The organism is Desulfofundulus thermocisternus DSM 10259 (assembly GCF_000686645.1).
Lineage (GTDB): Bacteria > Bacillota > Desulfotomaculia > Desulfotomaculales > Desulfovirgulaceae > Desulfofundulus > Desulfofundulus australicus.
Map to the genome: position 1 here is coordinate 31,467 of NZ_JMLG01000011.1, position 25,197 is coordinate 56,663.

The window sequence follows — 25,197 nt, forward strand, 5'->3', positions numbered from 1 at the left end:
TTATGGCCCGGCGAGTGTATATTTTCGATACAACTTTAAGGGATGGAGAGCAATCTCCCGGGGTTAGCCTCAACGTGATGGAGAAACTGCAGATCGCCAGGCAGCTGGCCCGGCTGGGCGTGGATGTGATTGAAGCCGGCTTTCCCATCACTTCCCCCGGGGATTACGAGGCGGTGAAAACCATAGCCCGGGAAGTACGGGGCGTGACCGTGGCGGCCCTGGCCCGGGCCAGTTTCCAGGATATCGACCAGGCCTGGGAGGCCGTTAGGGAGGCGGAGCAGCCCCGGATCCACACCTTTATTGCCACCTCGCCCATTCACATGCGCCACAAGCTGCGCATGACGGAGGAGCAGGTGCTCGAAGCCGCCGTGGCAGCGGTGAAGCGGGCCAGGAGTTATGTTTCCGACGTGGAGTTTTCTGCCGAGGATGCCTCCCGTTCTGATTTGGATTTCCTGTGCCGGGTGCTGGAGGCAGCCATTGCCGCCGGGGCTACGGTGGTGAATATTCCGGATACGGTGGGTTATGCCACACCCGAAGAATTCGCCCGTTTCATAAGCGAAATCCGCCAGCGGGTGCGGGGCATAGAAAAAGTGGTGCTGAGCGTGCACTGCCATGACGACCTGGGGCTGGCGGTGGCCAATTCCCTGGCGGCGGTGATGGCGGGGGCCAGCCAGGTGGAAGGAGCCATCAACGGCATTGGCGAGCGGGCGGGAAACGCCGCCCTGGAAGAGGTGGTGATGGCCCTTTACACCCGGCGGGATCAGTTCGGCTGCGAGACCGGCATCCGTACGGAAGAAATTTACCGCACCAGCCGCCTGGTCTCCAGCCTCACCGGCATGCCCGTGCAGCCCAACAAGGCGGTGGTGGGGAAGAACGCCTTTGCCCACGAATCGGGCATTCACCAGGACGGGGTGCTGAAAGAGCGTACCACTTACGAGATTATGAACCCGCAGATGGTGGGCATCAGCCAGAGCAACCTGGTTCTGGGCAAGCACTCGGGGCGGCATGCCTTCCGCCAGAGGCTCCAGGAGCTGGGCTACGAGCTGGGAGAGGAAGAGCTCAACAAGGCCTTCCAGCAGTTTAAGATCCTGGCCGATAAAAAGAAGGAAATTACCGATGCGGACCTGGAGGCCATTGTGGAGGAGGAACTGCGTCCGGTACCGGTTACCTACACCCTGGAATACCTGCATATTTCCACGGGTACGACCGTAGTACCCACGGCCACCGTCGGGTTGAAAAAGGGCGACGAGCTTTTTGAGGAAGCGGCCTGCGGTAACGGGCCTGTGGACGCCATCTGCCGGGCGGTCGACAAGGTTACCGGTATACCCTGCGTGCTCAAGAGCTGGGGGATTAATGCCGTCACCTCCGGTAAGGATGCCATTGGCGAGGTTACCCTGAAAATAACCGAAAACGGTGGCAAGACTTACCTGGGCCGGGGTATCAGCACGGACATCCTGGAAGCCAGCGCCAAAGCCTACGTGAACGCAGTCAACAGGCTTCTCTGGGAGACGGGGAGGTTAAAAGAATAAAACTTTAACGAGGTGAACCTGGCATATGCCCATGACCATCACGGAAAAAATCCTGGCCGCCCACGCCGGCCTTGACCGGGTGGAGCCCGGGCAGCTGATCAATGTCCGGGTGGACCTGGCCCTGGGTAACGATATAACCGCTCCGGTGGCCATCAGGGAGTTCCAGCGCATCGGGGTGGAAAAAGTTTTTGACCGGGAGCGGGTGGTCCTGGTACCCGACCACTTCGTGCCCAACAAGGATATTAAATCGGCCGAACAGGCCAAAATCCTCAGGGACTTTGCCCGCCAGCAGCAACTGACCCACTACTATGAGGTCGGGCGCATGGGGATCGAGCACTGCCTTCTGCCGGAAGAAGGGCTGGTGGGCCCGGGAGACGTGGTGATCGGGGCCGATTCCCACACCTGTACCTACGGTGCCCTGGGGGCCTTTGCCACCGGGGTGGGCAGCACCGACCTGGCGGCGGCCATGGCCCTGGGCGAGCTGTGGCTTAAAGTTCCCGAATCAATTAAGTTTATTTATTATGGTGAACTCCAGCCCTGGGTGGGAGGTAAGGATTTAATCCTTTACACCATCGGCCAGATCGGTGTGGACGGTGCCCTCTACAGGGCCATGGAGTTCACCGGACCGGCTATCGAGGCCCTATCCATGGATGGGCGGCTGACCATGGCCAACATGGCCGTGGAGGCCGGGGCCAAAAACGGCATCGTACCACCCGATGAAATCACCCTCAATTACGTCAGGGGGCGGGCCAAACGGCCCTACCGGGTTTATCAAAGCGACCCTGACGCCCGGTACGCCGCGGTCTATGAATTTGATGTCAGCAAACTGGAACCCCAGGTAGCCTTCCCCCATCTGCCCTCCAATGTCCGGCCGGTGAGCGAGGCGGGGCACGTGGAGATCCAGCAGGTGGTTATCGGTTCATGCACCAACGGCCGCCTGGAAGACCTGCGCCTGGCCGCCCGGGTGCTGCAGGGCAAGAAGGTACATCCCGACGTGCGGCTGATTATTATACCGGGGACCCAGGAAATTTACCGCACCGCTTTAAAGGAAGGCCTGATGGAAATATTTATTGAGGCCGGGGCGGCGGTGAGCACTCCCACCTGCGGCCCCTGCCTGGGCGGTCACATGGGTATCCTGGCTGCCGGGGAGCGCTGCCTGGCCACCACCAACCGCAATTTTGTCGGCCGGATGGGCCACCCGGAGAGCGAAGTGTATCTCTGTAATCCCGCGGTTGCCGCCGCCTCGGCCATTCTGGGGCGGATAGCCGCTCCCCAGGAGGTGCTGTAGATGAACCAGTTGCGCGGAAAAGCGTGGAAGTTTGGTGACGATATCGATACCGACGCCATTATCCCGGCCCGCTACCTGAACACCTCCGACCCGCAGGAACTGGCGGCTCACTGCATGGAGGACGCCGATCCTTCTTTTGCCGGGAAGGTGCAGCCGGGGGACATCATTGTGGCCGGGAAAAACTTTGGTTGCGGCAGTTCCCGGGAACACGCCCCCATTGCCATTAAAGCCGCCGGTGTTTCCTGTGTGATCGCCGCTTCCTTTGCCCGTATCTTTTACCGCAACGCCTTCAACATCGGCCTGCCCATCTTTGAGTCCCCGGAAGCGGCGGCAAAAATCCGGGAGGGTGACGAGGTAATGGTGGACGTGGAATCGGGAACCATTACCAACCTGACCCGCCGGGAGCAATACCGGGCCACACCGGTACCACCGTTCATGCAGGAAATTATTGCTGCCGGGGGTCTGATCAACTACGTTGCCCGGAGGTTGAAGGGATGAGATACAGGATTGCAGTTTTACCGGGGGACGGCATCGGCCCGGAAGTGACGGGGCAGGCTACCCGGGTCCTGGCCGCCGCCGGAAGACGTTTTGGATTTGAACTTTGCTTTCAGGAGGCCCTGATCGGGGGGATAGCTTATGACGCCACGGGCAGCCCCCTGCCCCGGGCCACCCTGGACCTGTGCCGTTCCAGCGATGCGGTTCTTCTGGGAGCGGTGGGGGGGCCCAGGTGGGACACCCTGCCGGTGCACCTGCGCCCCGAGGCGGGGGCCCTGCTCCCCCTGCGCAAGGAACTGAACGTGTACGCCAACCTGCGGCCGGCCGTGGTTTTCCCGGCCCTGGCCCATGCTTCCACACTGAAGCCGGAAGTGGTGGCGGGGCTGGACATCGTGGTGGTGCGGGAGCTTACCGGGGGCCTGTACTTCGGTGAGAAAAGGCGTGAAGAAATTCCCGGCGGCCAGCGGGTGGTGGAAACCCTGGTTTATACCACCGGGGAAATCCAGCGTGTGGCCAGGCGGGCTTTTGAACTGGCCCGGAGGAGAAGGAAAAAGCTTACTTCGGTGGATAAGGCCAACGTGCTGGAAAGCTCCCGCCTGTGGCGGGAAGTGGTGTCCGAGTTGGCCCGTGAGTACCCCGACGTGGAACTCAATCACATGCTGGTGGACAACTGCGCCATGCAGCTGGTGCGGAACCCCAGGCAGTTTGATGTGCTGCTTACAGAAAACCTCTTTGGCGACATTTTAAGCGACGAAGCCGCCCAGCTCACCGGTTCCCTGGGTATGCTGCCTTCGGCCAGCCTGGGCGACGGTGTGGCCCTGTATGAGCCGGTACACGGTTCTGCCCCGGACATTGCCGGCAAGCAGCTGGCCAATCCCATTGCCGCCATCCTCTCCGGCGCCCTGATGCTGCGCCATTCCTTCGGGCAGGAAGAGGCGGCCCTGGCCATTGAGCGGGCGGTGGCCGCGGTGCTGGATCAGGGTTACCGTACGGCCGATATCATGGAACCGGGTAAATGCCGGGTAACCACTGTGGAAATGGGCCGGCTGATTGCCGGGATGGTGGAAAGGGGCGAGCCTGTCTAAGGGGGAGAGAAAACCATGGCGGTAGTGGAAATTTACGATACCACCCTGCGGGACGGCTCCCAGGGGGAAGGCGTTTCCTTTTCCGCGGAGGATAAGGTTAAGATTGCCCTCAGGCTTGATAAAATGGGCTTTCACTTTGTGGAAGGCGGCTGGCCCGGCTCCAACCCCAAGGATATGGCTTTTTTCCAGCGTATCAAAAACTACCGTCTGTCCTGCGCCCGCATTGCCGCCTTTGGCTCCACCCGCAAGCCCGGCGTTCCGGTGCAGGAAGACGCAAACATCCGGTGTCTTCTGGCAGCCGGTGTTTCCACGGCCACAATATTTGGGAAAAGCTGGGACCTGCATGTGACCAGGGCGCTGGGAACCACCCTGGAAGAAAACCTGGCCATGATTGAAGATACGGTGGGTTACCTGAAGAGCCGCGGGCTGATGGTTATCTACGATGCGGAACACTTTTTCGACGGCTTTAAGGCCAACGCCGAATATGCCCTGGCCACCCTGAAAGCGGCCGTGCGCGGGGGGGCCGACCGGGTGGTCCTGTGTGACACCAATGGGGGAAGCCTTCCAGAGGAAATTGCGGCGATCGTAAGAAGGGTCCGGGATGAACTTCCCACCGCCCTGGGCATCCACTGCCACAATGACTGTGAGCTGGCCGTGGCCAATTCCCTGGCGGCGGTGCAGGCCGGTGTCACCCACGTACAGGGAACCATCAACGGTTACGGGGAGCGCTGCGGCAACGCCAACCTCTGTTCCATCATACCCAACCTTACCTTTAAATACGGGTATGAAACCATTCCCCGGTCTTCCCTGGCCCAGCTCACCGAATTATCCCGCTATGTGAGCGAGCTGGCCAACCTGCACCCCAACACCCACCAGCCTTACGTGGGGGCCAGCGCCTTTGCCCATAAGGGCGGGGTTCATGTCAGCGCCATCCTGAAGGACCCCCGGACCTACGAGCACATCGATCCGGCGCTGGTGGGTAACCGGCGGCGCGTGCTGGTCTCCGAGTTGAGCGGGCTGTCCAACCTTTTATACAAATTGAAGGAACTCAACTTCAACCTGGACGCCAGCCAGGAGGATACCCGCCGCTTCCTGGAGGAAATTAAAGAGCTGGAAAATCAGGGGTACGTGTTTGAAGGCGCCGAGGGATCCTTCGAGCTGCTCCTCCGCCGGGCGTACCATAACTACCGGCCTCCCTTCAAACTGGAGAGCCTGCGGGTTATCATTGAACTAAAAGAAAACAGCCCGGTATATTCCGAGGCCATCATTAAAATGACCGTGGGTGATGAGGTGGTCCATACGGCCGCGGAGGGTAACGGCCCGGTAAACGCCCTGGACAATGCCCTGCGTAAAGCGCTGGAAATTTTCTACCCCGATATCCGGCGCATGCAGCTAACTGACTACAAGGTGCGGGTGCTGGATGAAAAGGACGGCACGGGAGCGGTGGTGCGGGTGCTCATTGAAACCGGGGACGGCGAGCGTTCCTGGGGCACCGTGGGGGTGTCTACCAACATCATAGAGGCAAGCTGGCAGGCCCTGGCGGACAGCATTGCCTACGGGTTGCTCAAGAATAATGAAAAGTAACGCGAGCGCTCTCTATCTTCGGGGGCGCTCCTTTATTTACAGTTATAAAAAGGTTATAATTTGTTCATGGATTTGATTACATACACGGGGAGAGCGGGGGGAGCAGAAATTGCTGGAGCAGCTTAAGTCCCTGAACCTGGATTTGTTCAACCTGACCAGTATCATTGATATTCTCATAGTGGCCCTTGTTTTGTACCGGTTAATACTGCTGATCAAAGGTACCCGGGCGGTACAGCTGCTCAAAGGCCTGGCCGTTCTGCTGGTGGCTACGGCCCTGAGCAGCTGGCTGCATTTATACACCATTCACTGGCTGCTGCAGCAGGCCATGACGGCCCTGGTGGTCGCCCTGCCCATAGTTTTTCAACCCGAACTGCGCCGGGCCCTGGAAAAGCTGGGGGAGGGCCGGTTTTTAACCAGTTCCCTCATCTACCAGGGTGAAGCGGACCGCTCCCGGACCATCAGCCAGGTGGTGCGGGCGGCCAGCCTCCTGTCCCGCCAGCGCATCGGGGCCCTCATTGTTCTGGAGCGGGCCACCGGCCTGGAAGAATACATCGACACGGGCATTAAAATTGATGGCCTGGTAACGGCGGAGCTGCTGCTCAATATTTTTGAACCCAATACACCCCTGCACGACGGGGCGGTAATTATCCGGGGCGACCGGGTAGCCTCGGCGGCCTGCCTGCTGCCCCTGACGGAAAGCCCCGATGTGGCTACCGGGCTGGGTACCCGCCACCGGGCGGGAATTGGCATAACGGAAGTCTCCGATGCCCTGGCCGTAATTGTTTCCGAAGAAACGGGGATTATTTCCCTGGCCGTGGAGGGTGTGCTGGCCAGAAACCTGGACGAGCGTGCTCTGGCCGACCGGCTGGCCGGGGCGCTCCAGCCGCAGAAGGAGCGCTCCCTGGCCTTCCTGTGGTTCCGCAAACAGTAGGATTCCCGGAGGTGTTCCCTGTTGCCCCGCTTGAACTGGCGCAATTTCTCCCTGCAAATTCTCTCCCTGCTCATGGCCCTGATCCTGTGGGTTTACGTAACCAATGAACAGAACCCCGTCGAAGAACGGACCTTTAATGTCCCCCTGCAGGGGCGGGGGATACCCGAGGGCTTCCAGGTTACCGGCCTGCCGTCAACGGTGAGCGTTCAGGTCCAGGGCAGCCGGAGCCAGCTGGTTACCCTGACGCCGGGTGACTTCCAGGCGGCGGTGGATCTTTCCGGAATTGCCCGGGGGGAAAACGAGCCGGCGGTAACTGTGAATGCCCCGCCCGGCATCCGGGTGCTCAGGGTCCTGCCGCCGCGGGTGCGGGTGCACGCGGACAGGATAGTGGAAAAGGAGGTCCCGGTGGAGGTAACCTTCAAGGGCCAGCCTGCCGCCGGTTACAGCGTCCAGGCCGCCACGGTGGACCCGCCGCTGGTGCACCTGAAGGGGCCGGAGCGGCTGGTCAAAACCATTGGCCGGGTGACAGCAAGTGTTAATGTGCAGGGTGCCAGCGGGGCGGTGGAAAGGTCGGTTACCCTGACCGGCCTGCCCGGGGAGGTCAGCGCCTTTCCTCCCGTGGTAAAGGTGGTTGTTCCCATCCTGGCCCTGCCGGCCAGAGAAGTGCCGGTGGAGCCCCGGGTAAGGGGAACCCCGGCGGAGGGCTACCGGGTGGAGGAGGTTCTGGTGGAGCCCGGTTCAGTCCAGGTTCTGGCGCCGGCTCCGGTACTGGAAGGTGTGCAGAGGGTCAGCACCGCTCCCCTGGATATCAATGGGGCCAGCCAGGACGTGGTGCGCAGGGTCAGCCTGGTCGCTCCCGGCAGCGGTATAATCCTGCGCCCCCGGGAAGTCCAGGTTACGGTACGCCTGTCCCCCCTCCCGGAAAACCCGCCGGTAAGCACGGAACCGGAGGAGCAAAAACAGGACTGAAAAGCACGGGCAAACCTGGATATTTTTTACCGGGGCCGGTTGCGGGCCGGAAATCGCCCCGGATCATATTATGTTTTATGAGCCCGGGATATCTGGTAAAAAATTGACCTGCCCGGTGGCTGCAGGTATAATAAACTGTGTTTGGACGTGATCTCTGTCGAGCATGAAAGGAGATTCTGACCATGGGAGCAATATTCGGTACCGACGGTGTCCGGGGAGTGGCCAACCGTGAACTTACCCCGGAACTGGCCCTGAAACTGGGCCGGGCGGGGGCATATGTTCTTTCCCGGGGCCTGCCGGGGGCGAGCCTGGTGGTGGGCTGGGATACCCGCATTTCCTCCGATATGCTGGAGGCCGCCCTCACGGCCGGGATATGCTCGGCCGGGGTTAATGTTCTCAAGGTGGGGGTAATGCCCACGGCGGCCATCGCCTATCTCACCAGGGCACTGGGTGCCGCCGGGGGAGCGGTCATATCTGCTTCCCACAATCCCATGGATGACAACGGGATCAAGTTTTTCGGGGCCAGCGGTTACAAGCTGTCCGATGCAATGGAAGAGGAAATCGAACAGCTGCTTTCCAATACCGCCTGCATTCCCGCTCCCGTGGGAGCAGGGGTGGGTCGTATCTTCCCGGTTGCTGATGCGGCGGACCGTTATATAGCCTTTTTGAAGGATACCGTATCGTGCGACTTTTCCGGTTTGAAAGTGGTGGTGGACTGCGCCAACGGGGCCGCCTCCCGGATAGCCCCCCGGGTGCTGGCCGAACTGGGTGCGGAAGTTATCCCCATCTTCAATACCCCCGATGGAGCGAATATTAATGCCGGCTGCGGTTCCACCCATCCGGCTGCCCTGCAGGAGGCGGTGCTGGAGCACGGCGCTCACCTGGGCCTGGCCCATGACGGGGATGCGGACCGGGTAATTGCCGTGGACGGCCGGGGCAACCTGGTGGACGGTGACCAGATTATGGTTATCCTGGCCCGGTCCCTCCAGAAGAAGGGCCGGCTGGCCAGGGATACCGTGGTGGTTACGGTAATGAGCAACCTGGGGCTGGACCTGGCCCTGGAAAAGAGCGGTATCCGGGTGCTGAAAACCCGGGTGGGGGACCGTTACGTCCTGGAGGAGATGCTGCGCTCGGGGGCCACCTTTGGCGGTGAGCAAAGCGGTCACATCATCATGCTGGATTACAACACTACCGGTGATGGTATTTTGACCGCCCTGCAGCTTTTGCAGGTCGTCCGGGAGACGGGAGCGACCCTGCAGGAACTGGCGGCCCAGATGGAAAAACTTCCCCAGTTGCTGGAGAATGTCCGGGTTACCGATAAGGAAAAGGTGATGGGCAGCCCGGAACTGGCCCGGGCCATCCGGGAGCAGGAAGAGCGCTTGGGCGGACAGGGGCGCATCCTGGTGCGCCCTTCGGGCACCGAACCCCTGGTGCGGGTGATGGTGGAGGGCCGGGATATGGACCTCCTGCGGTCCATTGCCGGCGAACTGGTGGAAGTAATCCACAGGGTTTCTTCTTAAGGCATTAAGGTTTTCTTGAAAGGGGGGATGCCGGGACTTCACGAAAAACTGAAAATGAAAGCGCCAGAACCCGGAAATTGCCGGTCAGCCAGTTAGTTTAGATGTTTCCGGGTTGACGAGGTGGGAGTTTATCGAAGTTTTCGGCGGATGCTCCCCGGTTGGCCACGACCGTGAACGACACTACAAAACCGGCCGGCAACGGCCGGGACAAAGGGTGTCCGGTGGCATGAGGGTAGAAGGCCATTTTACCAGATCACTCCGTTCCAGAAGGGGCGGAGGTACCAGGGACTTTTCCTGGTTTTCTGCCGGGGGCCTTTCTGCACCCCGGCATTTCTAATTACTGGATCAATACCTTGCTGCTGGAGGTTTTTCATATGTGTGGCATCGTTGGCTATACCGGCCCCCGGCGGGCCGTACCCATACTTCTCGGCGGGCTGGCCAGGCTGGAATACCGCGGTTACGATTCGGCCGGCATTGCCGTTCTGGAAAACGGGGTTATTGAAGTATACAGGCGGGCGGGCAAGCTGGCCGGCCTGGCGGAAATGCTGCGGGATCATAACGGGCAGGCACATACCGGTATCGGGCACACCCGCTGGGCCACCCACGGCCGCCCTTCGGATACCAATGCCCACCCCCACATTGATTGTTCCGGACGTTTTGCCGTGGTGCACAACGGGATTATCGAGAACTACCTGGAGTTGAAGGAATGGCTGGCTTCCCGGGGCCACCGGTTTGCTTCCGAAACGGATACGGAGGTGCTGCCCCACCTGGTGGAACACTTTTACCAGGGGGACCTGGTAGAGGCGGTACGCCGGGTGGTGGAACGCATCCGGGGTTCCTACGCCATGGTGGTGCTGGCCGCCGGCGAGCCGGATAAGCTGGTGGCCGTGCGCCAGGACAGCCCCCTGGTGGTGGGCCTCGGGCAGGGCGAAAATTTCCTGGCATCCGATATTCCGGCCCTGCTGGCCCATACCCGGCGCACATACATCCTGGACGATGGCGAGATGGCCGTTCTGACACCGGAAGAGGTAAGGGTTTTCAACCGGCATGGTGAACCCGTGGAAAAACGGGTCTTTGAAGTGAAGTGGGAAGTGGCCCAGGCCGAAAAGAATGGCTTTGCCCACTTTATGCTGAAGGAGATCCACGAGCAGCCCCGGGCCCTGCGGGATACCTTGAAGGGACGCCTGGCCGGTGACGATTCGGCGGTGGTGCTCAAGGAGCTGGAGCTTGATGATGAAAGGTTAAAGACCCTGCACAAAATATTTATCACCGCCTGCGGCACCGCCTACCACGCCGGCCTGGTGGGCAAATATGTCATCGAACAGCTGGCCCGCGTACCGGTGGAGGTGGATATCGCTTCCGAATTCCGCTACCGCCAGCCCCTTGTTGATGAAAACTCGCTGGTGATAGTGATCAGCCAGTCCGGTGAAACGGCAGATACCCTGGCGGCTTTAAGGGAAGCGAAGCGCCTGGGCGCCCCGGTGCTGGCCGTGACCAACGTGGTGGACAGCTCCATTGCCCGGGAAGCCGACCACGTGCTCTATACCTGGGCCGGCCCCGAGATCGCCGTGGCCTCCACCAAAGCCTATACCACCCAGCTGGTGGCCATGTACCTGATAGCCCTGCACCTGGCCGCGGTACGGGGAACCATGACCGTCGAGGAGAGGCAGGCAATCATCCGGGAGTTGAAACAGCTGGACGGCCGGGCGGAGCTGATCCTGAACAACGGCCACGTGATCAAGGACCTTGCCCGAATGTACGGCGGGGCGGAGGATGTCTTCTTCATCGGCCGGGGCCTGGACCACGCCGTGGCCCTGGAAGGTTCCCTCAAGCTGAAGGAGATTTCGTATATACACGCCGAGGCCTACGCCGCCGGGGAATTGAAGCACGGCACCCTGGCCCTGATTGAAAAGGGCGTGCCGGTGGTCGCCCTGGCCACGCAAAAGAACCTCTTTGAAAAAACGCTGAGCAATATAAAAGAGGTTAAGGCCCGTGACGCCACGGTAATCGCCCTGGCCATGGAGGGGCAGAAGGAACTGGAAAAGGTGGCCGACCACGTGCTCTACATCCCGCCCACCAACCCCGTCCTGGCCCCTGTGCTGGCCGTGATCCCCCTGCAGCTCCTGGCCTACCAGATGGCCGTGGTCAGGGGCTGCGACGTGGACCAGCCCCGCAACCTGGCCAAGAGCGTAACGGTGGAGTAGGGAGTAATAGAATATGAGCTAAAGGTATTTCCATTGAATCTTTCTTTCCAATTTCTTTCCAAAGGGATATATTAAAGGGATAAGGGCAAAGCCTTGAAAAGGTAAGGCTTACGCACTTATCCCTTTGTCCTTTTACCCTGACCTGTTTCATCTTTTTGAAGGAAAACATGGTATTTATGAGAAAATTATTAAAAACTTTTTTCTCCCGGGCAACACTATGTAGATTTTATTTTTGGAGGCTCCTTCCAGTGGACATTCTTCCTGACGTCCTTAAACCGGGTCTTAAAGTGGTTTTCTGCGGGACGGCGGCTGGTAACCGTTCGGCCAAAATTAAAGCCTATTACGCCGGGCGGGATAACCAATTCTGGGCGGTGCTCCACCGGATTGGCCTGACCCCTCGCCAGTTTCAAAGCACTGCATGCCCAGGGAGTCAGTATCAGGAAAATAACCCTGACGCAAAATATTTTTATTAATTATATTTTGGGGTGACAAAATATGACTAGAGTATTTGATGAAATATGGAATAGAATTATTTCATGTGCAGGTGAAAGTTTTTATACAAAAACAGGAATAAAATTTAAATATTACCTAAATAATGATAAAAGTATTATAACTGATAGAACAAATTATAAACTATATAAGAATGATTTTGAAAAAGCTTTTAAATTAATGCCTATTGATAATCCAGGTAAAATCAATAATATTGTGAGAGGACCTGCTTACATTTGGGCAATTTTAAATGATAAAAGAATTAGTATGTAAAAGATTTCGTTATTAAATTTAACCTTTGATCCTTACACTTGTTTTCATGTTATGTGTTTATCAATTATCTGGATAACACCATGAACAATAATTCGCTGGATTGTAATAAGTCTTTAAAATGACATGGGCGAAGAAGGGGTGGAACCTCGCCCTGTTTTTTTACCCATTGTTTGTACATCTTGAGCTGCAGCAGTTGCCGTTTTAGCAGGACTTTTGTCAGGGTTCGTTGAATTGGCTATAAACCCATTATCTATCCAGGTTTTCTTGCATATGGTTTAAAAATAAAATGTATCCAAGGCAATTCAAGTATCTGATCAAAAATTTAACTAACTAATCAGGAATAGGGAAAGTCTATACATTGCCGAGGAGTGAAGGCAGGAATGAATCTGGAAATTGGGGACATAGTATGCGGCCCGATTTTCCCCGAACCGGTTAAAGTGGTGGCTGTCAGGTTTATTGGCCCGATGATCAAGTTAGAGGCGGTCGGTGTTAATTCAAAGAAATACTACGATTCCATTCTAAGTCCTGATGAACTGGCCGCCATTACCAAGTCATCGGAACATCGCCTTGAGTTTACAGGCGATGCCGAGGATGTATTCCTCTTCCTGGAGGGCAACAGGATCCGCAATGCCTTTCAGTTTGACCCGCTTTATGGTGTGAGCGTCTCGCAGGTTGACCCCCTGCCGCACCAGATTGAAGCCGTCTACCACTACATACTGAAAAACCCCAACATACGTTTCCTGCTGGCCGATGACCCCGGCGCCGGAAAGACCATTATGGCCGGATTGCTCTTAAAAGAACTGAAATACAGGGGTCTGGTTAACAGGGTGCTCATTATAGTTCCCGGGCACCTTAAGGAACAGTGGCTCAGGGAAATGAAAGAGCGCTTCCAGGAGAATTTTATAATTGTCGACCGCGGCGTTATGAACGCCAGCTGGGGCCAGAACGTTTGGACCGAGCGCCATCAAATCATAACTTCCCTGGATTTTGCCAAACAGGATGACGTTATGTTTGCCCTGAGGGACTCTTCATGGGATCTGGTCATTGTGGACGAGGCCCATAAGATGTCTGCCTATAAATACGGGGAAAAGATAAGCAAAACCGCCCGCTATCAGTTCGGGGAGCTGATTTCCCAGGTCACCAAATACCTTCTCTTTCTTACCGCCACTCCCCATCGTGGCGATCCCGAGAATTTCCGGCTGTTTTTAGACCTCCTCCAGCCGGGCTTTTTTGCCAGTACAGAAATGCTGGCTGCCTCCATCCAAAATAAGGATAACCCGCTTTTCCTGCGGCGGCTTAAGGAAGATCTTAAAGGGTTTGATAATACCCCTCTTTTCCCGCCCCGCAAGGTAGAGACAGTGAAGTACCGGTTGAGCGATGCCGAAAAGATGCTCTACAACGCCGTCACCGATTACGTAGAGCAAAACTTCAACAAGGCCCTCCAGAAAGAGAAGCGCAATGTCGCCTTTGCCCTGACCATCCTGCAGCGGCGGCTGGCTTCAAGCGTCAGGGCGGTACGCAAGTCATTGGAGCGCCGCTACCTTCGCCTGGAGGAGCTGTATAAAAAGGGGCAGATTCTCCAGGAATATGGTTATACAGAAGATTATCTGGAAGACCTGGAAGAAAACCAGCGCTGGCAGAAAGAAGAAGAGCTTCTAGAAAAGCTGACTTCAGCAGAAACGCTGGAAGAACTGAAGCTTGAAATTGATAAATTAACGGAACTTGTTCATTTAGCCAGGGAGGTTGAAAAGCAGGAAATCGAGACCAAATTGAACCGCCTCAGGGAAGTCATCGAGGACGAAAGAATTAAAGAAACCGGGGCAAAAATCCTTATCTTCACCGAATCCAGGGATACCCTGGAGTACCTGGCAGAGAAAATCAACAAAAAATGGGGATATACCGTTACCACTATTCACGGCGGGATGGGCATGGACGCCCGCATCCGGGCAGAGCATGAATTCAAAAACAGGGCCCAGGTCATGGTGGCAACGGAGGCGGCAGGTGAAGGCATCAACCTGCAGTTCTGCTGGCTGATGGTAAATTACGACATACCCTGGAACCCCAACCGCCTGGAACAGCGGATGGGGCGCATCCACCGCTACGGCCAGCGGCACGAGGTGCATATTTACAACCTGGTGGCGGTTGATACCCTGGAAGGAAAGATCTTGGAAAAGCTCTTTGAAAAGCTGAACCGCATGAAAGAGGAGCTGGGTTCCGACCGTGTTTTTGACGTCATCGGTGACGTCCTCCCTGGCACCAGCCTGAAAGACCTTATTCTGGACGCCATTGCCAGGCGGCGGACGATGGATGATATTCTGGCCGAAATGGAGCGGGTTCCCGATGTGGAGGCCATCCGGAGGGTCAGGGAGGCGACGATGGAAGCCCTGGCCACGCGCCACATCGACCTTTCCCGCATCGTTGGTGAGCAGCGGGTTGCGCGGGAAAACCGGCTGGTGCCCGAGTATATTGAAAGTTTTTTCCTGCGGGCCGCCCGGAAACTCGAGATCAAGATAGAGAAAAGGCAGGACGGTCTCTGGCGGGTGACATCAGTACCCTTTGAAGTGCGCAACCAGCCCTATGAATTTAAGGTTAAATACGGCGAGGTGCAGCGTGAATATCTGAAGGTAGCCTTTGAGAAAGAAAAAGCTTTTAATTTGCAGGCCGATTTTGTTACCATGGGGCACCCGTTAATGGAGGCCGTTCTGGAAACTATATTCAAACGCTACCGGCAGGAGGCTTCCCGCGGGGCGATATTTACCGATCCCGACGGGAAAAAGGATGGGCTTTTATGGTTCATGACCGGCGAGATAAAGGACGGGAGGGGAGATGTTGCCGGCCGCAAGCTGTTCTGCATTTACCAGGATGCCGGCGGCCGCCTGTGTGCCGTTAACCCCTCCTTACTCTGGGATTTGAAACCGGGTAAAAATTCTTCTCCAGGTACAGAAACGCCTGTTTTAACGGTTTCCAGGGAAGAGGTTATGGCCTTTGCCTTAGAGCAGCAGGTCCTGCCGTACAGGGAGGAACTGCTGGAGCAGAGGAGGAAGGATGCCGCCCTCAAAGAAAAATACGGCCTGAAGTCTATTGAAACCTTAATCCTCGAATCGGAGGGCAAGCTGGCCGATTACGAAACCCGGAAAATCAAAGGAGAAAATATTCCGGAGGTAACCATTATCCAGGAACAACGGAAGCGGGAAGACCTGGAGCGCAAAAAGGAACGCCTGCTGGAGGATATTCGTGTTCAGACCAGCCTCTATCCTTCTGAGCCGGAGCTTCTCGCCGTGGTCCGGGTGGTGCCGGGGAATACCCTGCCTGATGAGATGACCGCCGATGCGGCTATAGAGCAGGTAGGGATGGACCTGGCCATGCAGTATGAGCGGGAACAGGGCCGGCAGCCGGAAGATGTATCCGCCCAGGCCATGGGTTATGATATCCGCTCCGTCGACAGGGAGGGCAATTATCGCTACATCGAGGTTAAAGCCCGGGCAAAGACCGGCGCCATCGCCCTGACCCCCAACGAGTGGGTGATGGCCAACCGCCTGGGCGCGGAATACTGGCTCTACGTGGTGGAGCAGGCGGCAGGAGAACCGCAGCTCTACCTGATCCAGAACCCTGCTGCCTGTCTGCGGCCCGAAGAGCAGGTAGAAATCGTGCGCTATGTGGTAAAGAACTGGCGGCCTGCGGCCAAAAAGGCTTGAATGGGCTGCTCTAAACGCCAAAAAGGAGTGTGCAGGTGTTGGGTAATAAAAAAGCCTTTATAGAAACAACCTTCCCCGTTAAACAGGTTAGCGAGCAGTCGGCCAGGGAGAAAAACATCCGTCACGGCCACATTTCCACGTTACACATCTGGTGGGCCAGGCGGCCGCTGGCGGCTTCGCGGGCCATCATCTACGCCGCCCTGGTCCCGGAGCCGGAAGACGAGGTCGGGCGGATCGCGCGGGCAGATTTTATTGCTGATCTTGCCAAATGGGAAAACTCCTTAAATCCACATTACATCGAACGGGCGCAGAAAGAGATCCTGGCGGCCAACGGCGGCAGGCCGCCCCGGGTCCTGGACCCTTTCGCCGGCGGGGGGGCCATCCCCCTGGAGGCCCTGCGTCTGGGGTGCGAGACTTACGCCAGTGACCTCAACCCGGTGGCCGTGTTGATCGAAAAAGCCACCCTGGAATTCCCCCAGAAGTTCGGCCGTCCGGAGAAGCGGAAAGTGCAAACGCCGGTGGGCGAAATAGAGCAGAAAGTCAATCCCCTCTTGGAGGATGTCCGTCGCTGGGGCGAATGGGTGCTGGAGGAAGCAAGGAAAGAAATCGGCCACTTTTACCCGGCCGACCCCGACGGGAGCATACCGGTTGGCTATATCTGGGCGCGCACGGTGAAGTGCCAGAACCCCGCCTGCGGAGCCGAGATTCCCCTCATGCGCCAGACCTGGCTGGCCAAAAAGGAAAAGAAAAAAGTGGCCCTGCGCATCGTGCCGCGGGGTAAAAATGTTGAGTTTGCCATTGCCTTAGATGACGAAATAGATTTTGACCCGGAGGAAGGGACAATAGCCCGGGCCAAAGCCGTCTGCCCCTGCTGCGGCAGCGGATTGACTGACAAAGAGGTGCGGAAGCAGTTTCAGGAAGGTGTAGCCGGCCAGCGCCTGGTAGCGGTAGTCCTGCACCACCCGGACCGGCAGGGCAAGACCTATCGCCTGGTCACGGAAAAGGACATGGCGGTTTTCCGGGAAGCCGAGAAGTACCTGGAGCAGAAGCGGGAGGAACTTTGGGACAAGTGGGGCTTCGAGCCGGTGCCGGATGAACCCCTAAAACGAGTTCCGGTTTCTTTTGGCGTTATTAACGTTTGGGTCTATGGAATGAATACCTGGGGCGACCTCTTCAACCCCCGCCAGAAGCTGGCGCTGCTCACCTTTGCGGATAAAGTGCGGCAGGCCCACGCGCTGATGCTGGCGGAGGGGTACGAGGAGGAGTACGCCAGGGTAGTGGTGACGTATTTGGCAATTATCTTTGACAGGTTAGCGGATAAGAATGCTAACTTAGTCATTTACAATGTTGTTGGGGAAAAAATTGAACATGTTTTTGGAAGGCAGGCATTGCCTATGGTGTGGGACTATGTAGAGGTCAATCCTTTTACTGATGTTGGGTGGCCGAATATGCAGGAATGGGTGGTTAGAATAATTGAGCATTGTTCCCAAATTATACCTAATCCCGCCACCGTCGCCCAGACCTCCACTACGTCTCTACCGTATCCCGACAACTACTTCGACGCCGTGGTCACCGACCCGCCGTACTACGACAACGTGCCCTATTCCTATCTTTCGGACTTCTTCTATGTGTGGCTCAAGCGCACGGTGGGTGATTCATACCCTGAGCTTTTTGCCACCCCGCTGACCCCCAAGTCCGAAGAAATCGTCGCCTACACCCATGAGGAAGGTGGATTTGAAGGAGGTAAGAGGTTTTTTGAGGAAATGATTGCCAAAGCCTTCCGTGAAATTGCTCGTGTTTTGAAACCAGAAGGCATTGCCGTCATTGTTTTTGCCCACAAAACTACCGACGCCTGGGAGACAATTATTAACGCCCTTTTGCATTCCGGCTTGTACCTCACCGCTTCCTGGCCCATAAATACCGAGATGAAGGCTCGCCTGCGGGCAAAAGAATCTGCGGCCCTGGCATCGTCCATCTATATGGTCTGCCGCAAGCGGGCGAAAAAGGAAACTGCCTATTTCAACGAGATCAAGCCCCAGGTGGAGGAAAGAATCCGGGAAAAGCTGGAACAGTTCTGGAACGACGGCATAGGCGGCAGCGATTTCTTCATTTCCGCCATCGGACCGGCGCTGGAAGTCTTCGGCCGCTATGAGCGGGTGGAGTCCTATGCCGGGGAAGAGGTGAAGGCTGCCGATCTCCTGGAGTTTGTCCGCAAAACCGTGAGCGAGTACGCCCTGACCAAAATCTTAAAAGACAGCCATCTGGGCGGCATTGATGCGGAAACCCGGTTTTATCTCCTATGGCGCTGGACCTACAACGGGGCTAAAATTATTTTTGACGAGGCCAGAAAACTGGCCAGCGCAGTGGGCATCGAGCTCACACAGTACTGGAACAGCGGCTTTATTAAAAAGGATAAGGAGTTTATCAGCGTGCTGGGGCCGAAAGAACGGGGCGCCAGGTTCCTGGAAAAAGGAAAGTTTGATAATATGGTCGACATCCTCCATGCCTGTCTCCTGTTATGGGAGAAAAACCAGCGGTCAAAAATTACCGAGCTCCTTACCACAACGGGATACCTCCATAATAACGCCTTCTGGCAGGTAGCCCAGGCCCTCTCCGAGGTGCTGCCGCCCGGGGATAAGGAAAAACAGATGCTCCAGGGCTTCTTGTACGGGCGGGAGGGTTACCAGAAGGTGGCCAACGGCGGCCAGCAAACACTTTTTTAGCAGCAACTTGTAGCGCATTTTTAAGGAGGCGGTTTTATGACTCTTCCGGCCTGGTGGCAGGTAGTGACACCCCATAAAGATATTAAAGCGAAGTCCTTCAGCGAGGCGGTCTTTGCTGCCGATCTGGGTGACGTGTTGAGCGGTGAGGCGCCCGAGGAATACCGGGATCCGCGGCTTTTCTTTGCCAAGACCTACCTTACCACGGGCTTGCAAAACCTGGCGCGAAACGTTCTTTCCCGCCTCGGTACGGGAAAAGGCGACCCCGTCATCCAGCTGCAGACCCCATTTGGCGGCGGCAAGACCCATGCCCTTTTAACCCTGTATCACCTGGTAAGGTCTTATAACCAGGTCAACCACCTGGAGCAGCTCCAGGGATTGCTGGCAGAATGGCGTAACTTTTCCGGCGCCAGGGTGGCGGCCTTTGCCGGGACGACAGCCGATCCCGTTAAGGGCAGGACGCCCTGGGGAGAAATTGCCCACCAGCTCGGCTGTTATGAAATTGTCAGGGAACACGATGCCCGGAGAGTAGCGCCGGGGAAAGAGCGGATCAAAGAGATCCTGGCGCGGAGTGGTCCAACTTTAATCCTCATGGACGAATTATTGCAGTACATTGTCAAGGCCAACCAGGTGGAAAAGATCGAGAAGATAACCCAGGGCCAGACTTTGGCTTTCCTGCAGGAGCTGTCGGAGGCAGTGGCCGCCTCCGAGAAGTCGGTTTTGGTACTCACGCTGCCCGCGAGCATCCTGGAGCAGTATGACGAAGAGGCGGAAAAAGCTCTGGTCCAGCTGCAGAAGGTATCGGGCCGGGTGGAAAGCATTTACGTGCCGGTAGAAGGAGTAGAGATATACGAAGTTATCCGCAAGCGATTATTTGAAGACCTGGGTGACCCCAGGACACACCGCCAGGTAGCGGAAGCCTATTTTCGCCTCTATCAGGGCCTGGGCAGCGACGTGCCTGCCGAGGTGCGTGATGTGGCCTACCGGGAGAAGATCGAGCGGGCCTATCCTTTTCACCCGGAATTTATCGACGTCTTATACGAGCGCTGGGGCTCTTTTCCCACTTTCCAGCGCACCCGGGGAGTGCTGCGGCTCCTGGCCCAGGTCATTGGAGAATTGTATGAGCGTAAGGTCTCGGCGTCGTTGATCCACTCTTCCCTGGTCGAACTGGGGTATGCCCCAGTTCGCCGTGAATTCATTAAACATATCGGCAATGAGTATGACAGCATTATTTCTTATGATATCGCCGGCAAAGCCCGGCGGATAGACCAGGAAATGGGCAGCGAATACGAAAAGTACGGCATTGCGAAAGGGATTGCCACGTCGGTCTTTCTCTATTCCTTCAGCGGCGGGGAGCGCCGGGGCGTCAACCTTCCCTGGCTCAGGGTGGCCCTCCTGCGGGAAGGCATTCCCCCTACTATTGTCGGCGACGCCGTCAGCAAGCTGGAAGATTCCCTGTGGTTTTTCCATACCGAAAAGCGCTTTTACAGCTTTAAAAACCAGCCGAATCTCAACCGCATCATTGTCGATAAAGAAGAGGCCATCGCCCCTGAACAGGTCCGTGAAAGCCTGTTTGATCATTTGAACCGCATGGCCAGGGGAGCTCCTATTGACATCTACCTGTGGCCTGACAGTCCGGGGGATATACCTGACAACCGGATGCTTAAACTTATACTTTTGGAGCCTGGTCAGAAATACGGGGATAAAGAAACCTCGCAGCTGGTTCGGGAGATTTTTGATAATGCCGGCTCTACTTTTCGCATTTACCGCAACACGCTGTTCGTCGTGGCCCTGGATGCAAGTTCCTATGCCGGCTTAGAAAAACAGTTCAGGCGCTTCCTGGCCCTGCAGGACATTTCTGGTGATGCGGAGCTCTCTTTGTCGTCCGGCGCCAGGCAGGAATTGAAGAACAAACTGGATGATGCCAGAAAAAGCCTTCCTCATACTATTATGACCGCCTACCGACACGTAGCCTGGCGCAGTAACGGGGACGTTACCTGGCGGGATATGGGTATCCCTGCTTCAGGGCAGAGCACTTCCTTAAGCCAGCGTGTCTGGCAGTATCTAAAAGACGAGGAACGCATTTTATCATCCCTGACCCCTAAACTTGTGCTGGACCGGGCCTTTGGTGAAGAGGAAACAGAAAAAACAGTTCAGGAAGTTTATGATGTTTTCTTAAAAACGCCCGGATTGCCCTGCCTGGAGAGCGAAAAAGTCCTGCTCGAAGCGGTCAGACAGGGTGTAAGAACTGGACTGCTGGGGGTCCGCGTGGGTTCTGCCCTCTATTTTAATGAAACGCCTCCGGATTTATCCCTGGATGCCGTCGTTGTCCGGCCGGAGAACGCCGAGGAGGAGAAGAAGAAGGCTTATTCCTTTATATATACTAAGCCTCCTAAAAGCAGTAGCAATATAGGAGAAAATGGAGGAAGTGCTTCGGTTGGAAAAGACGAACGGGATATAACCGTTCAGCCAGGGGAGGATATAACTACCCTAACACCGTCATCTAAGGTTAGGCGGGTTAGCATCAAAGCTACTATTCCCTGGGATAAGCTCTCGCAGATTGTCACCGGTGTTATCCGGCCCTTGAAAGCATGCGGTTCTGATCCTGAGATTACTCTCGAAATTAAGGCTGAGACAGAAAACGGCTTTGACCGTAATACTCTAGATAGCAAGGTAAAAGAAACATTACAGCAACTGGGATCAAATATTATTGAATGGAAGGAAAGTTAAAAACACCTTTTAAAAATGATGGATGGGTTCAAGGGTTTGTGCGCCTTTTCCTTCAAGCGCCGGGGGATGATTACCGGTTGTTTTTTTGTTGCTATGTTGTTAATTGTATTCGTAAATGGAATCCGGTTATTTTATATAGTATAATCTTGATTAGACTAATCATGTTATGATTAAGTTGTATTTGCTCAATGAGGTGATGCTGTGACTTTTGTAAACCGGAAAGCTGAACTAAACTGGCTGGAGGAAGCCTATAGAAGCGGTCGTGCCGGGCTGCTGGTGTTATACGGCCGCCGGCAGGTGGGGAAGACGGAACTGCTCAGGTTTTTTTGCCGGGAGAAGAGACACGTCTTTTTTGTGCCCCTCTGGCACCCGACCGGGAGCAGCTGGCCGCTTTTTCGCAGCGGCTGTGGGAGCAGGCCTACGGACAGGCAGAAACGGTTTTTCCCTTTCCTTCCTGGGGAGGCTGCCTTCCGTTTTATGGCGGGCTGGCCCGGCAGGAGCGGCTTATTGTGGTGCTGATGAATTTCCCTACCTTATGGAGGCCAATCCGGCCATTCCTTCCTTTTGCAGAAAGTCTGGGACCCCTGGTGGGACGGGCGGAACGTTGGACCTGCTGGCCATCAGTGAGGATGAAGCGGCCATTATGGTGGCGCCGCAAGGCTCTATCTCGCCGGTCGCTGCTGCTTCACGGTCCTTTCCAGGGCGTCTTCCACCTGCAGGGCATAGTCGGCCAGCAGGTGGAGGTTATGGTGCAGGTATTCCCACGCCTGGAAGTTTACACGGTCGTGGCACAGTATATTGATGGCTTCTGTGATAAAGGAAGCCGCCCGCCGGGTAATGATGCCGGCCCGGTACAGTACCAGGGGCAGCTGTTGCCGTTCTTCCGGCACGGGTAGCCCCAGCCTGACCACCGCCCGGTGGGCCAGGTTCAGGCAGGTGCGCAGAATGCCCTCATAGGAGGCAATAACCTGGCCCCGGGCGGTGCGGACGATCCAGGTTGCCTTTAGCCGCCAGGCGGCAATGGTGGCCTCTTCCGGCGTGGGGCGGCCGCGTCGGAAAGCCAGCTTTTCCAGTTCCACCTTAAAAGAGGGATCCGGGGTGTGGACCGGCAGGGCGCCGGCCAGCATCCAGGGGAGGGAAGAAAGGGTGTGGGGTGCGTTCAGCACCACCACTTCCACCGGGGTGAAGAGCCATTCCGCCCAGGGTTCGGGGTCATAACCGGGAAAAAGCGCCTCCGTCAGGGAGTATTCCAGTGCCGCTGCCAGGTCCAGGGCGTCGTCTGTGTTCGGGCACAGGGAGGGGTAAAGGCCGATGCCCACATCCACATCACTCAAAGGTGTGGCCGTGCCCCCGGCATAAGACCCCATCAAATAGGCTACGGCCACCTGTGGCCGGTCCTGGACATGGTGTTTAATTTCACTGATAATTTTTTCGCTCTCGAGAAGCATTTTTATTCCTCCCCGGGTGCAGGTAAACAGTGCAGGCAAATGGGAGCACACCCTTCTCGAGCCACAGAACCGGGAAAAGCCCGAAGTCCGGTTTTTAGTCAGGTAATTTTCCAGGCCAGGCATGCTTCGGTAGCCTTCAGGATGGGGATGCCAGAAAAGATTTTCAAATCCAGCAGGTGTTCGTCGCCGGAAACGATGGCCCCGGCGCCTGCCTCCAGTGCACACTCGAGAACCCTGTTGTCGGCGGGGTCTTCCGTGATGACATTTAGCTGCTGCCGGGGGATAATTAGACGTTCCGGTTGGCACAACCAGGATATTATCCGGGGCAAATCAGGATGAGCGGCGACCACTTTAAGCTTCGGGCGGGCTATAACCAGGATCAATTCTTCGATCAAAGCCGGGCTGATAAAAAGCTTTAGTTTTCCCCCTATACATGCTTTTAGCAACCGGTGCGGGGGACCAGTCCAACCGATGGCTGATACCAGTATATTTGTGTCCATAACGACTTTCATCTGGAACGAACCTCGCGAATGGCTTCGGTGACTGCTTCATAGGAAATACCGGCTTCGGCGACTGCTTGCTGGATCTTCTCCAGGGCTTCGATTAACCGGTCTTCCTTTGCCTTTTCGGCCAGGGCTTTCAATCGCACGTACTCATCATAATCTAAAAGAATGGCCTTTTCCTTCGAGCGCCGGGTGATGACTACCGGTTGTTTATTTTCGTTTACCCGGCTGATCAAATCCCCCAGAATTCGCCTGGCATTTTCCACATTAATGATGTTTTCCATAAGGTTCACCTCTATGTTTAGCTTACAGTATAAAACCAATATTGTCAATCCAATAGCTCAAGAGCCAGTTGCTGCACGGCTTAAGCCTTTTCTTTGCCCCAAAACCTGCCGGTTGTTTTTTATACGCTTTGATAACGTTTTCTAAAAGGCATTCTTTGAGGTGAGCCAATTATGGTTATTGAAATTGCGCCGGAAAAGCTTAAATTAATAGCCGCGCAGAAAGAAGATGAAAACTGGGAATTCCGTTCCTTTTTAAAAACCAGGATTGCGGGTGAAGAAGTGGATTCCCTGGTACACAAGTTATATAAAGATATTTCTTCGCAGATTGACTGCAAACAGTGCGCCAACTGTTGCCGGGAATGCAGTCCAGTTCTGCACGATAAAGATATCACGAGGTTATCTCAAGGGACGGGTATTCCGGTTTCCGAATTTATAGAGAAATACTTGAAAGAAGTTGAAAACGACTATGTGTTCAACCAGAAACCCTGCCCGTTTCTAAAGGACAATCTGTGTACGCAATATTCATACCGTCCCGGTGATTGCAGGAGTTATCCTCACTTGCACAAAAAGGGTTTTGTTTTCCGGTTAATTAGTGTAATTGATAATTATGCCGTCTGTCCGATTGTATTTCATGTTTACGAGGAACTGAAAAAAGAGTTGGGCTGGAAGAAAAAGACCAGACCCGGAAGAATGCCGACGTATGGTTAACGCCAGCACCCTGTCAGCCCTAAAATTGTAAAGTCTGACAATCCTTGTCACGGGCGTGAAACACAAAGCAGGCCTCTGATCAGGAAAGAGATCTACGGGAAAAATTGACTGTTCAACGGTAGGACGGTAAAATAAGCAAAACGGAAGAAAGCGGCATTTACAATCTTTCCCTGTGTCTGAATAGCAATAATTAACATTGCCCGGCGAATTCATTGTAGATCGTAAAATAGAATTGACCCCCGATCGTCAAATAAAACTGACCCACCTCATGATAAAATCTCCCTCGAGAGGGGGAGGCAAAAGAGGTGGTAAGCATGTACAAATGGCAACGCATCAAAGCACTGCATACCCAGGGGGTCAGCATCAGGAAAATAGCCCGGACACTGGGTATATCCAGGAATACCGTTAAGAAGTATCTTAAAGACGCCAACCCGCCACAATTTAAAGCCAGGAAGTATGAAAAACAACTGGACCGGTACAGGGAAGAAATCCAGGCCATGCTTAATAAGGGTTATATTGGCACAAGAATACACAAAGAACTGGTTCAAAAAGGCTACAACGGCTCATTGTCCAGTGTACACCGCTATCTGCGAGAACTTAAAGAAAATGATAAGACCGCTAAATTAGCCACCACCCGGGTAGAAACCGGCCCGGGTGAGCAGATGCAGTACGACTGGAAAGAGTGGCTGCTGCCGGTTGATGGAAAACTGATAAAGATATATATCCACGAAGTAGTCTTATC

Annotated in this window: 19 protein-coding genes; 16 read left to right on the forward strand and 3 right to left on the reverse strand. The window is 55.7% G+C overall.

Annotated elements, in window-relative coordinates:
* Positions 1-2 precede the first annotated feature (2 nt).
* From BR83_RS0109535 to BR83_RS17875, 14 genes are all read left to right on the forward strand, one after another.
* Positions 3-1,529 (forward strand): 2-isopropylmalate synthase, encoded by a 1,527-nt coding sequence (locus BR83_RS0109535; protein WP_027356892.1) that lies wholly within the window; start codon positions 3-5, stop codon positions 1,527-1,529.
* A 25-nt stretch (positions 1,530-1,554) separates the two neighbouring features.
* Positions 1,555-2,817 (forward strand): 3-isopropylmalate dehydratase large subunit, encoded by a 1,263-nt coding sequence (gene leuC, locus BR83_RS0109540; RefSeq protein WP_027356893.1) that lies wholly within the window; start codon positions 1,555-1,557, stop codon positions 2,815-2,817.
* On the forward strand, positions 2,818-3,315 hold the full coding sequence (gene leuD / locus BR83_RS0109545; RefSeq protein ID WP_027356894.1) for a 3-isopropylmalate dehydratase small subunit: 498 nt from the start codon (positions 2,818-2,820) through the stop codon (positions 3,313-3,315).
* Complete coding sequence (gene leuB / locus BR83_RS0109550) at positions 3,312-4,397, forward strand: 3-isopropylmalate dehydrogenase (protein ID WP_027356895.1); 1,086 nt, start codon at positions 3,312-3,314, stop codon at positions 4,395-4,397. Before leuD ends, leuB begins: the two co-directional genes overlap by 4 nt.
* Positions 4,398-4,412: 15 nt before the next feature.
* Positions 4,413-5,981, forward strand: a complete 1,569-nt coding sequence (gene cimA / locus BR83_RS0109555; RefSeq protein ID WP_027356896.1) for a citramalate synthase — start codon at positions 4,413-4,415, stop codon at positions 5,979-5,981.
* A gap of 109 nt (positions 5,982-6,090) precedes the next feature.
* A complete protein-coding gene (cdaA, locus tag BR83_RS0109560; RefSeq protein ID WP_027356897.1) occupies positions 6,091-6,912 on the forward strand; it encodes a diadenylate cyclase CdaA in 822 nt (273 codons plus the stop codon).
* 21 nt (positions 6,913-6,933) lie between these two features.
* On the forward strand, positions 6,934-7,881 hold the full coding sequence (locus BR83_RS0109565; protein ID WP_027356898.1) for a CdaR family protein: 948 nt from the start codon (positions 6,934-6,936) through the stop codon (positions 7,879-7,881).
* A 182-nt stretch (positions 7,882-8,063) separates the two neighbouring features.
* Positions 8,064-9,401, forward strand: a complete 1,338-nt coding sequence (gene glmM, locus BR83_RS0109570; protein WP_027356899.1) for a phosphoglucosamine mutase — start codon at positions 8,064-8,066, stop codon at positions 9,399-9,401.
* Positions 9,402-9,775: 374 nt separating this feature from the next.
* Positions 9,776-11,605 (forward strand): glutamine--fructose-6-phosphate transaminase (isomerizing), encoded by a 1,830-nt coding sequence (glmS, locus tag BR83_RS0109580; protein WP_027356900.1) that lies wholly within the window; start codon positions 9,776-9,778, stop codon positions 11,603-11,605.
* A gap of 495 nt (positions 11,606-12,100) precedes the next feature.
* On the forward strand, positions 12,101-12,367 hold the full coding sequence (locus tag BR83_RS0109590) for a hypothetical protein (RefSeq protein WP_027356902.1): 267 nt from the start codon (positions 12,101-12,103) through the stop codon (positions 12,365-12,367).
* Positions 12,368-12,747: 380 nt separating this feature from the next.
* Positions 12,748-16,062 carry a helicase-related protein gene (locus BR83_RS0109595; protein WP_027356903.1) on the forward strand — a complete coding sequence of 1,105 codons (3,315 nt, stop codon included), beginning with the start codon at positions 12,748-12,750 and terminating at the stop codon, positions 16,060-16,062.
* A gap of 38 nt (positions 16,063-16,100) precedes the next feature.
* Positions 16,101-18,785 (forward strand): DUF1156 domain-containing protein, encoded by a 2,685-nt coding sequence (locus tag BR83_RS0109600; RefSeq protein ID WP_027356904.1) that lies wholly within the window; start codon positions 16,101-16,103, stop codon positions 18,783-18,785.
* Positions 18,786-18,821: 36 nt separating this feature from the next.
* Entirely contained in the window at positions 18,822-21,512 is a 2,691-nt protein-coding gene (locus BR83_RS0109605) for an ATP-binding protein (RefSeq protein ID WP_027356905.1), read from the forward strand.
* Between the two features lie 201 nt (positions 21,513-21,713).
* Positions 21,714-22,031 carry an ATP-binding protein gene (locus BR83_RS17875; protein WP_027356906.1) on the forward strand — a complete coding sequence of 106 codons (318 nt, stop codon included), beginning with the start codon at positions 21,714-21,716 and terminating at the stop codon, positions 22,029-22,031.
* Between the two features lie 143 nt (positions 22,032-22,174).
* On the opposite strand, the gene BR83_RS0109620 is transcribed toward BR83_RS17875, so the two are convergent.
* The 3 genes from BR83_RS0109620 to BR83_RS15590 form a co-directional block, all read right to left on the reverse strand.
* Positions 22,175-22,960, reverse strand: a complete 786-nt coding sequence (locus tag BR83_RS0109620; RefSeq protein WP_027356907.1) for a nucleotidyltransferase domain-containing protein — start codon at positions 22,958-22,960, stop codon at positions 22,175-22,177.
* 98 nt (positions 22,961-23,058) lie between these two features.
* Complete coding sequence (locus tag BR83_RS0109625) at positions 23,059-23,472, reverse strand: putative toxin-antitoxin system toxin component, PIN family (RefSeq protein ID WP_027356908.1); 414 nt, start codon at positions 23,470-23,472, stop codon at positions 23,059-23,061.
* Positions 23,469-23,747: a type II toxin-antitoxin system Phd/YefM family antitoxin gene (locus tag BR83_RS15590; RefSeq protein WP_034635053.1), complete on the reverse strand. Its 279-nt coding sequence runs from the start codon at positions 23,745-23,747 to the stop codon at positions 23,469-23,471. Before BR83_RS15590 ends, BR83_RS0109625 begins: the two co-directional genes overlap by 4 nt.
* Before the next feature lie 171 nt (positions 23,748-23,918).
* Here BR83_RS15590 and BR83_RS15595 point away from each other — a divergent pair, with 171 nt between their 5' ends.
* Positions 23,919-24,455: a YkgJ family cysteine cluster protein gene (locus BR83_RS15595; RefSeq protein WP_051618095.1), complete on the forward strand. Its 537-nt coding sequence runs from the start codon at positions 23,919-23,921 to the stop codon at positions 24,453-24,455.
* Between the two features lie 314 nt (positions 24,456-24,769).
* A partial coding sequence (locus tag BR83_RS0109640) for a helix-turn-helix domain-containing protein (protein WP_034635065.1) occupies positions 24,770-25,197 on the forward strand: 428 nt, incomplete at its 3' end.

What these genes read in the sequence shown, in the direction of transcription:
- BR83_RS15590 (WP_034635053.1), bottom strand. Translation starts at nt 23,747, where the DNA reads ATGGAAAACATCATTAATGTGGAAAATGCCAGGCGAATTCTGGGGGAT.
- cimA (WP_027356896.1), top strand. Translation starts at nt 4,413, where the DNA reads ATGGCGGTAGTGGAAATTTACGATACCACCCTGCGGGACGGCTCCCAG.
- BR83_RS0109605 (WP_027356905.1), top strand. Translation starts at nt 18,822, where the DNA reads ATGACTCTTCCGGCCTGGTGGCAGGTAGTGACACCCCATAAAGATATT.
- glmS (WP_027356900.1), top strand. Translation starts at nt 9,776, where the DNA reads ATGTGTGGCATCGTTGGCTATACCGGCCCCCGGCGGGCCGTACCCATA.
- glmM (WP_027356899.1), top strand. Translation starts at nt 8,064, where the DNA reads ATGGGAGCAATATTCGGTACCGACGGTGTCCGGGGAGTGGCCAACCGT.
- BR83_RS0109625 (WP_027356908.1), bottom strand. Translation starts at nt 23,472, where the DNA reads ATGAAAGTCGTTATGGACACAAATATACTGGTATCAGCCATCGGTTGG.
- BR83_RS0109620 (WP_027356907.1), bottom strand. Translation starts at nt 22,960, where the DNA reads ATGCTTCTCGAGAGCGAAAAAATTATCAGTGAAATTAAACACCATGTC.
- leuB (WP_027356895.1), top strand. Translation starts at nt 3,312, where the DNA reads ATGAGATACAGGATTGCAGTTTTACCGGGGGACGGCATCGGCCCGGAA.
- leuC (WP_027356893.1), top strand. Translation starts at nt 1,555, where the DNA reads ATGCCCATGACCATCACGGAAAAAATCCTGGCCGCCCACGCCGGCCTT.
- leuD (WP_027356894.1), top strand. Translation starts at nt 2,818, where the DNA reads ATGAACCAGTTGCGCGGAAAAGCGTGGAAGTTTGGTGACGATATCGAT.
- BR83_RS0109595 (WP_027356903.1), top strand. Translation starts at nt 12,748, where the DNA reads ATGAATCTGGAAATTGGGGACATAGTATGCGGCCCGATTTTCCCCGAA.
- BR83_RS0109535 (WP_027356892.1), top strand. Translation starts at nt 3, where the DNA reads ATGGCCCGGCGAGTGTATATTTTCGATACAACTTTAAGGGATGGAGAG.
- BR83_RS15595 (WP_051618095.1), top strand. Translation starts at nt 23,919, where the DNA reads ATGGTTATTGAAATTGCGCCGGAAAAGCTTAAATTAATAGCCGCGCAG.
- BR83_RS0109590 (WP_027356902.1), top strand. Translation starts at nt 12,101, where the DNA reads ATGACTAGAGTATTTGATGAAATATGGAATAGAATTATTTCATGTGCA.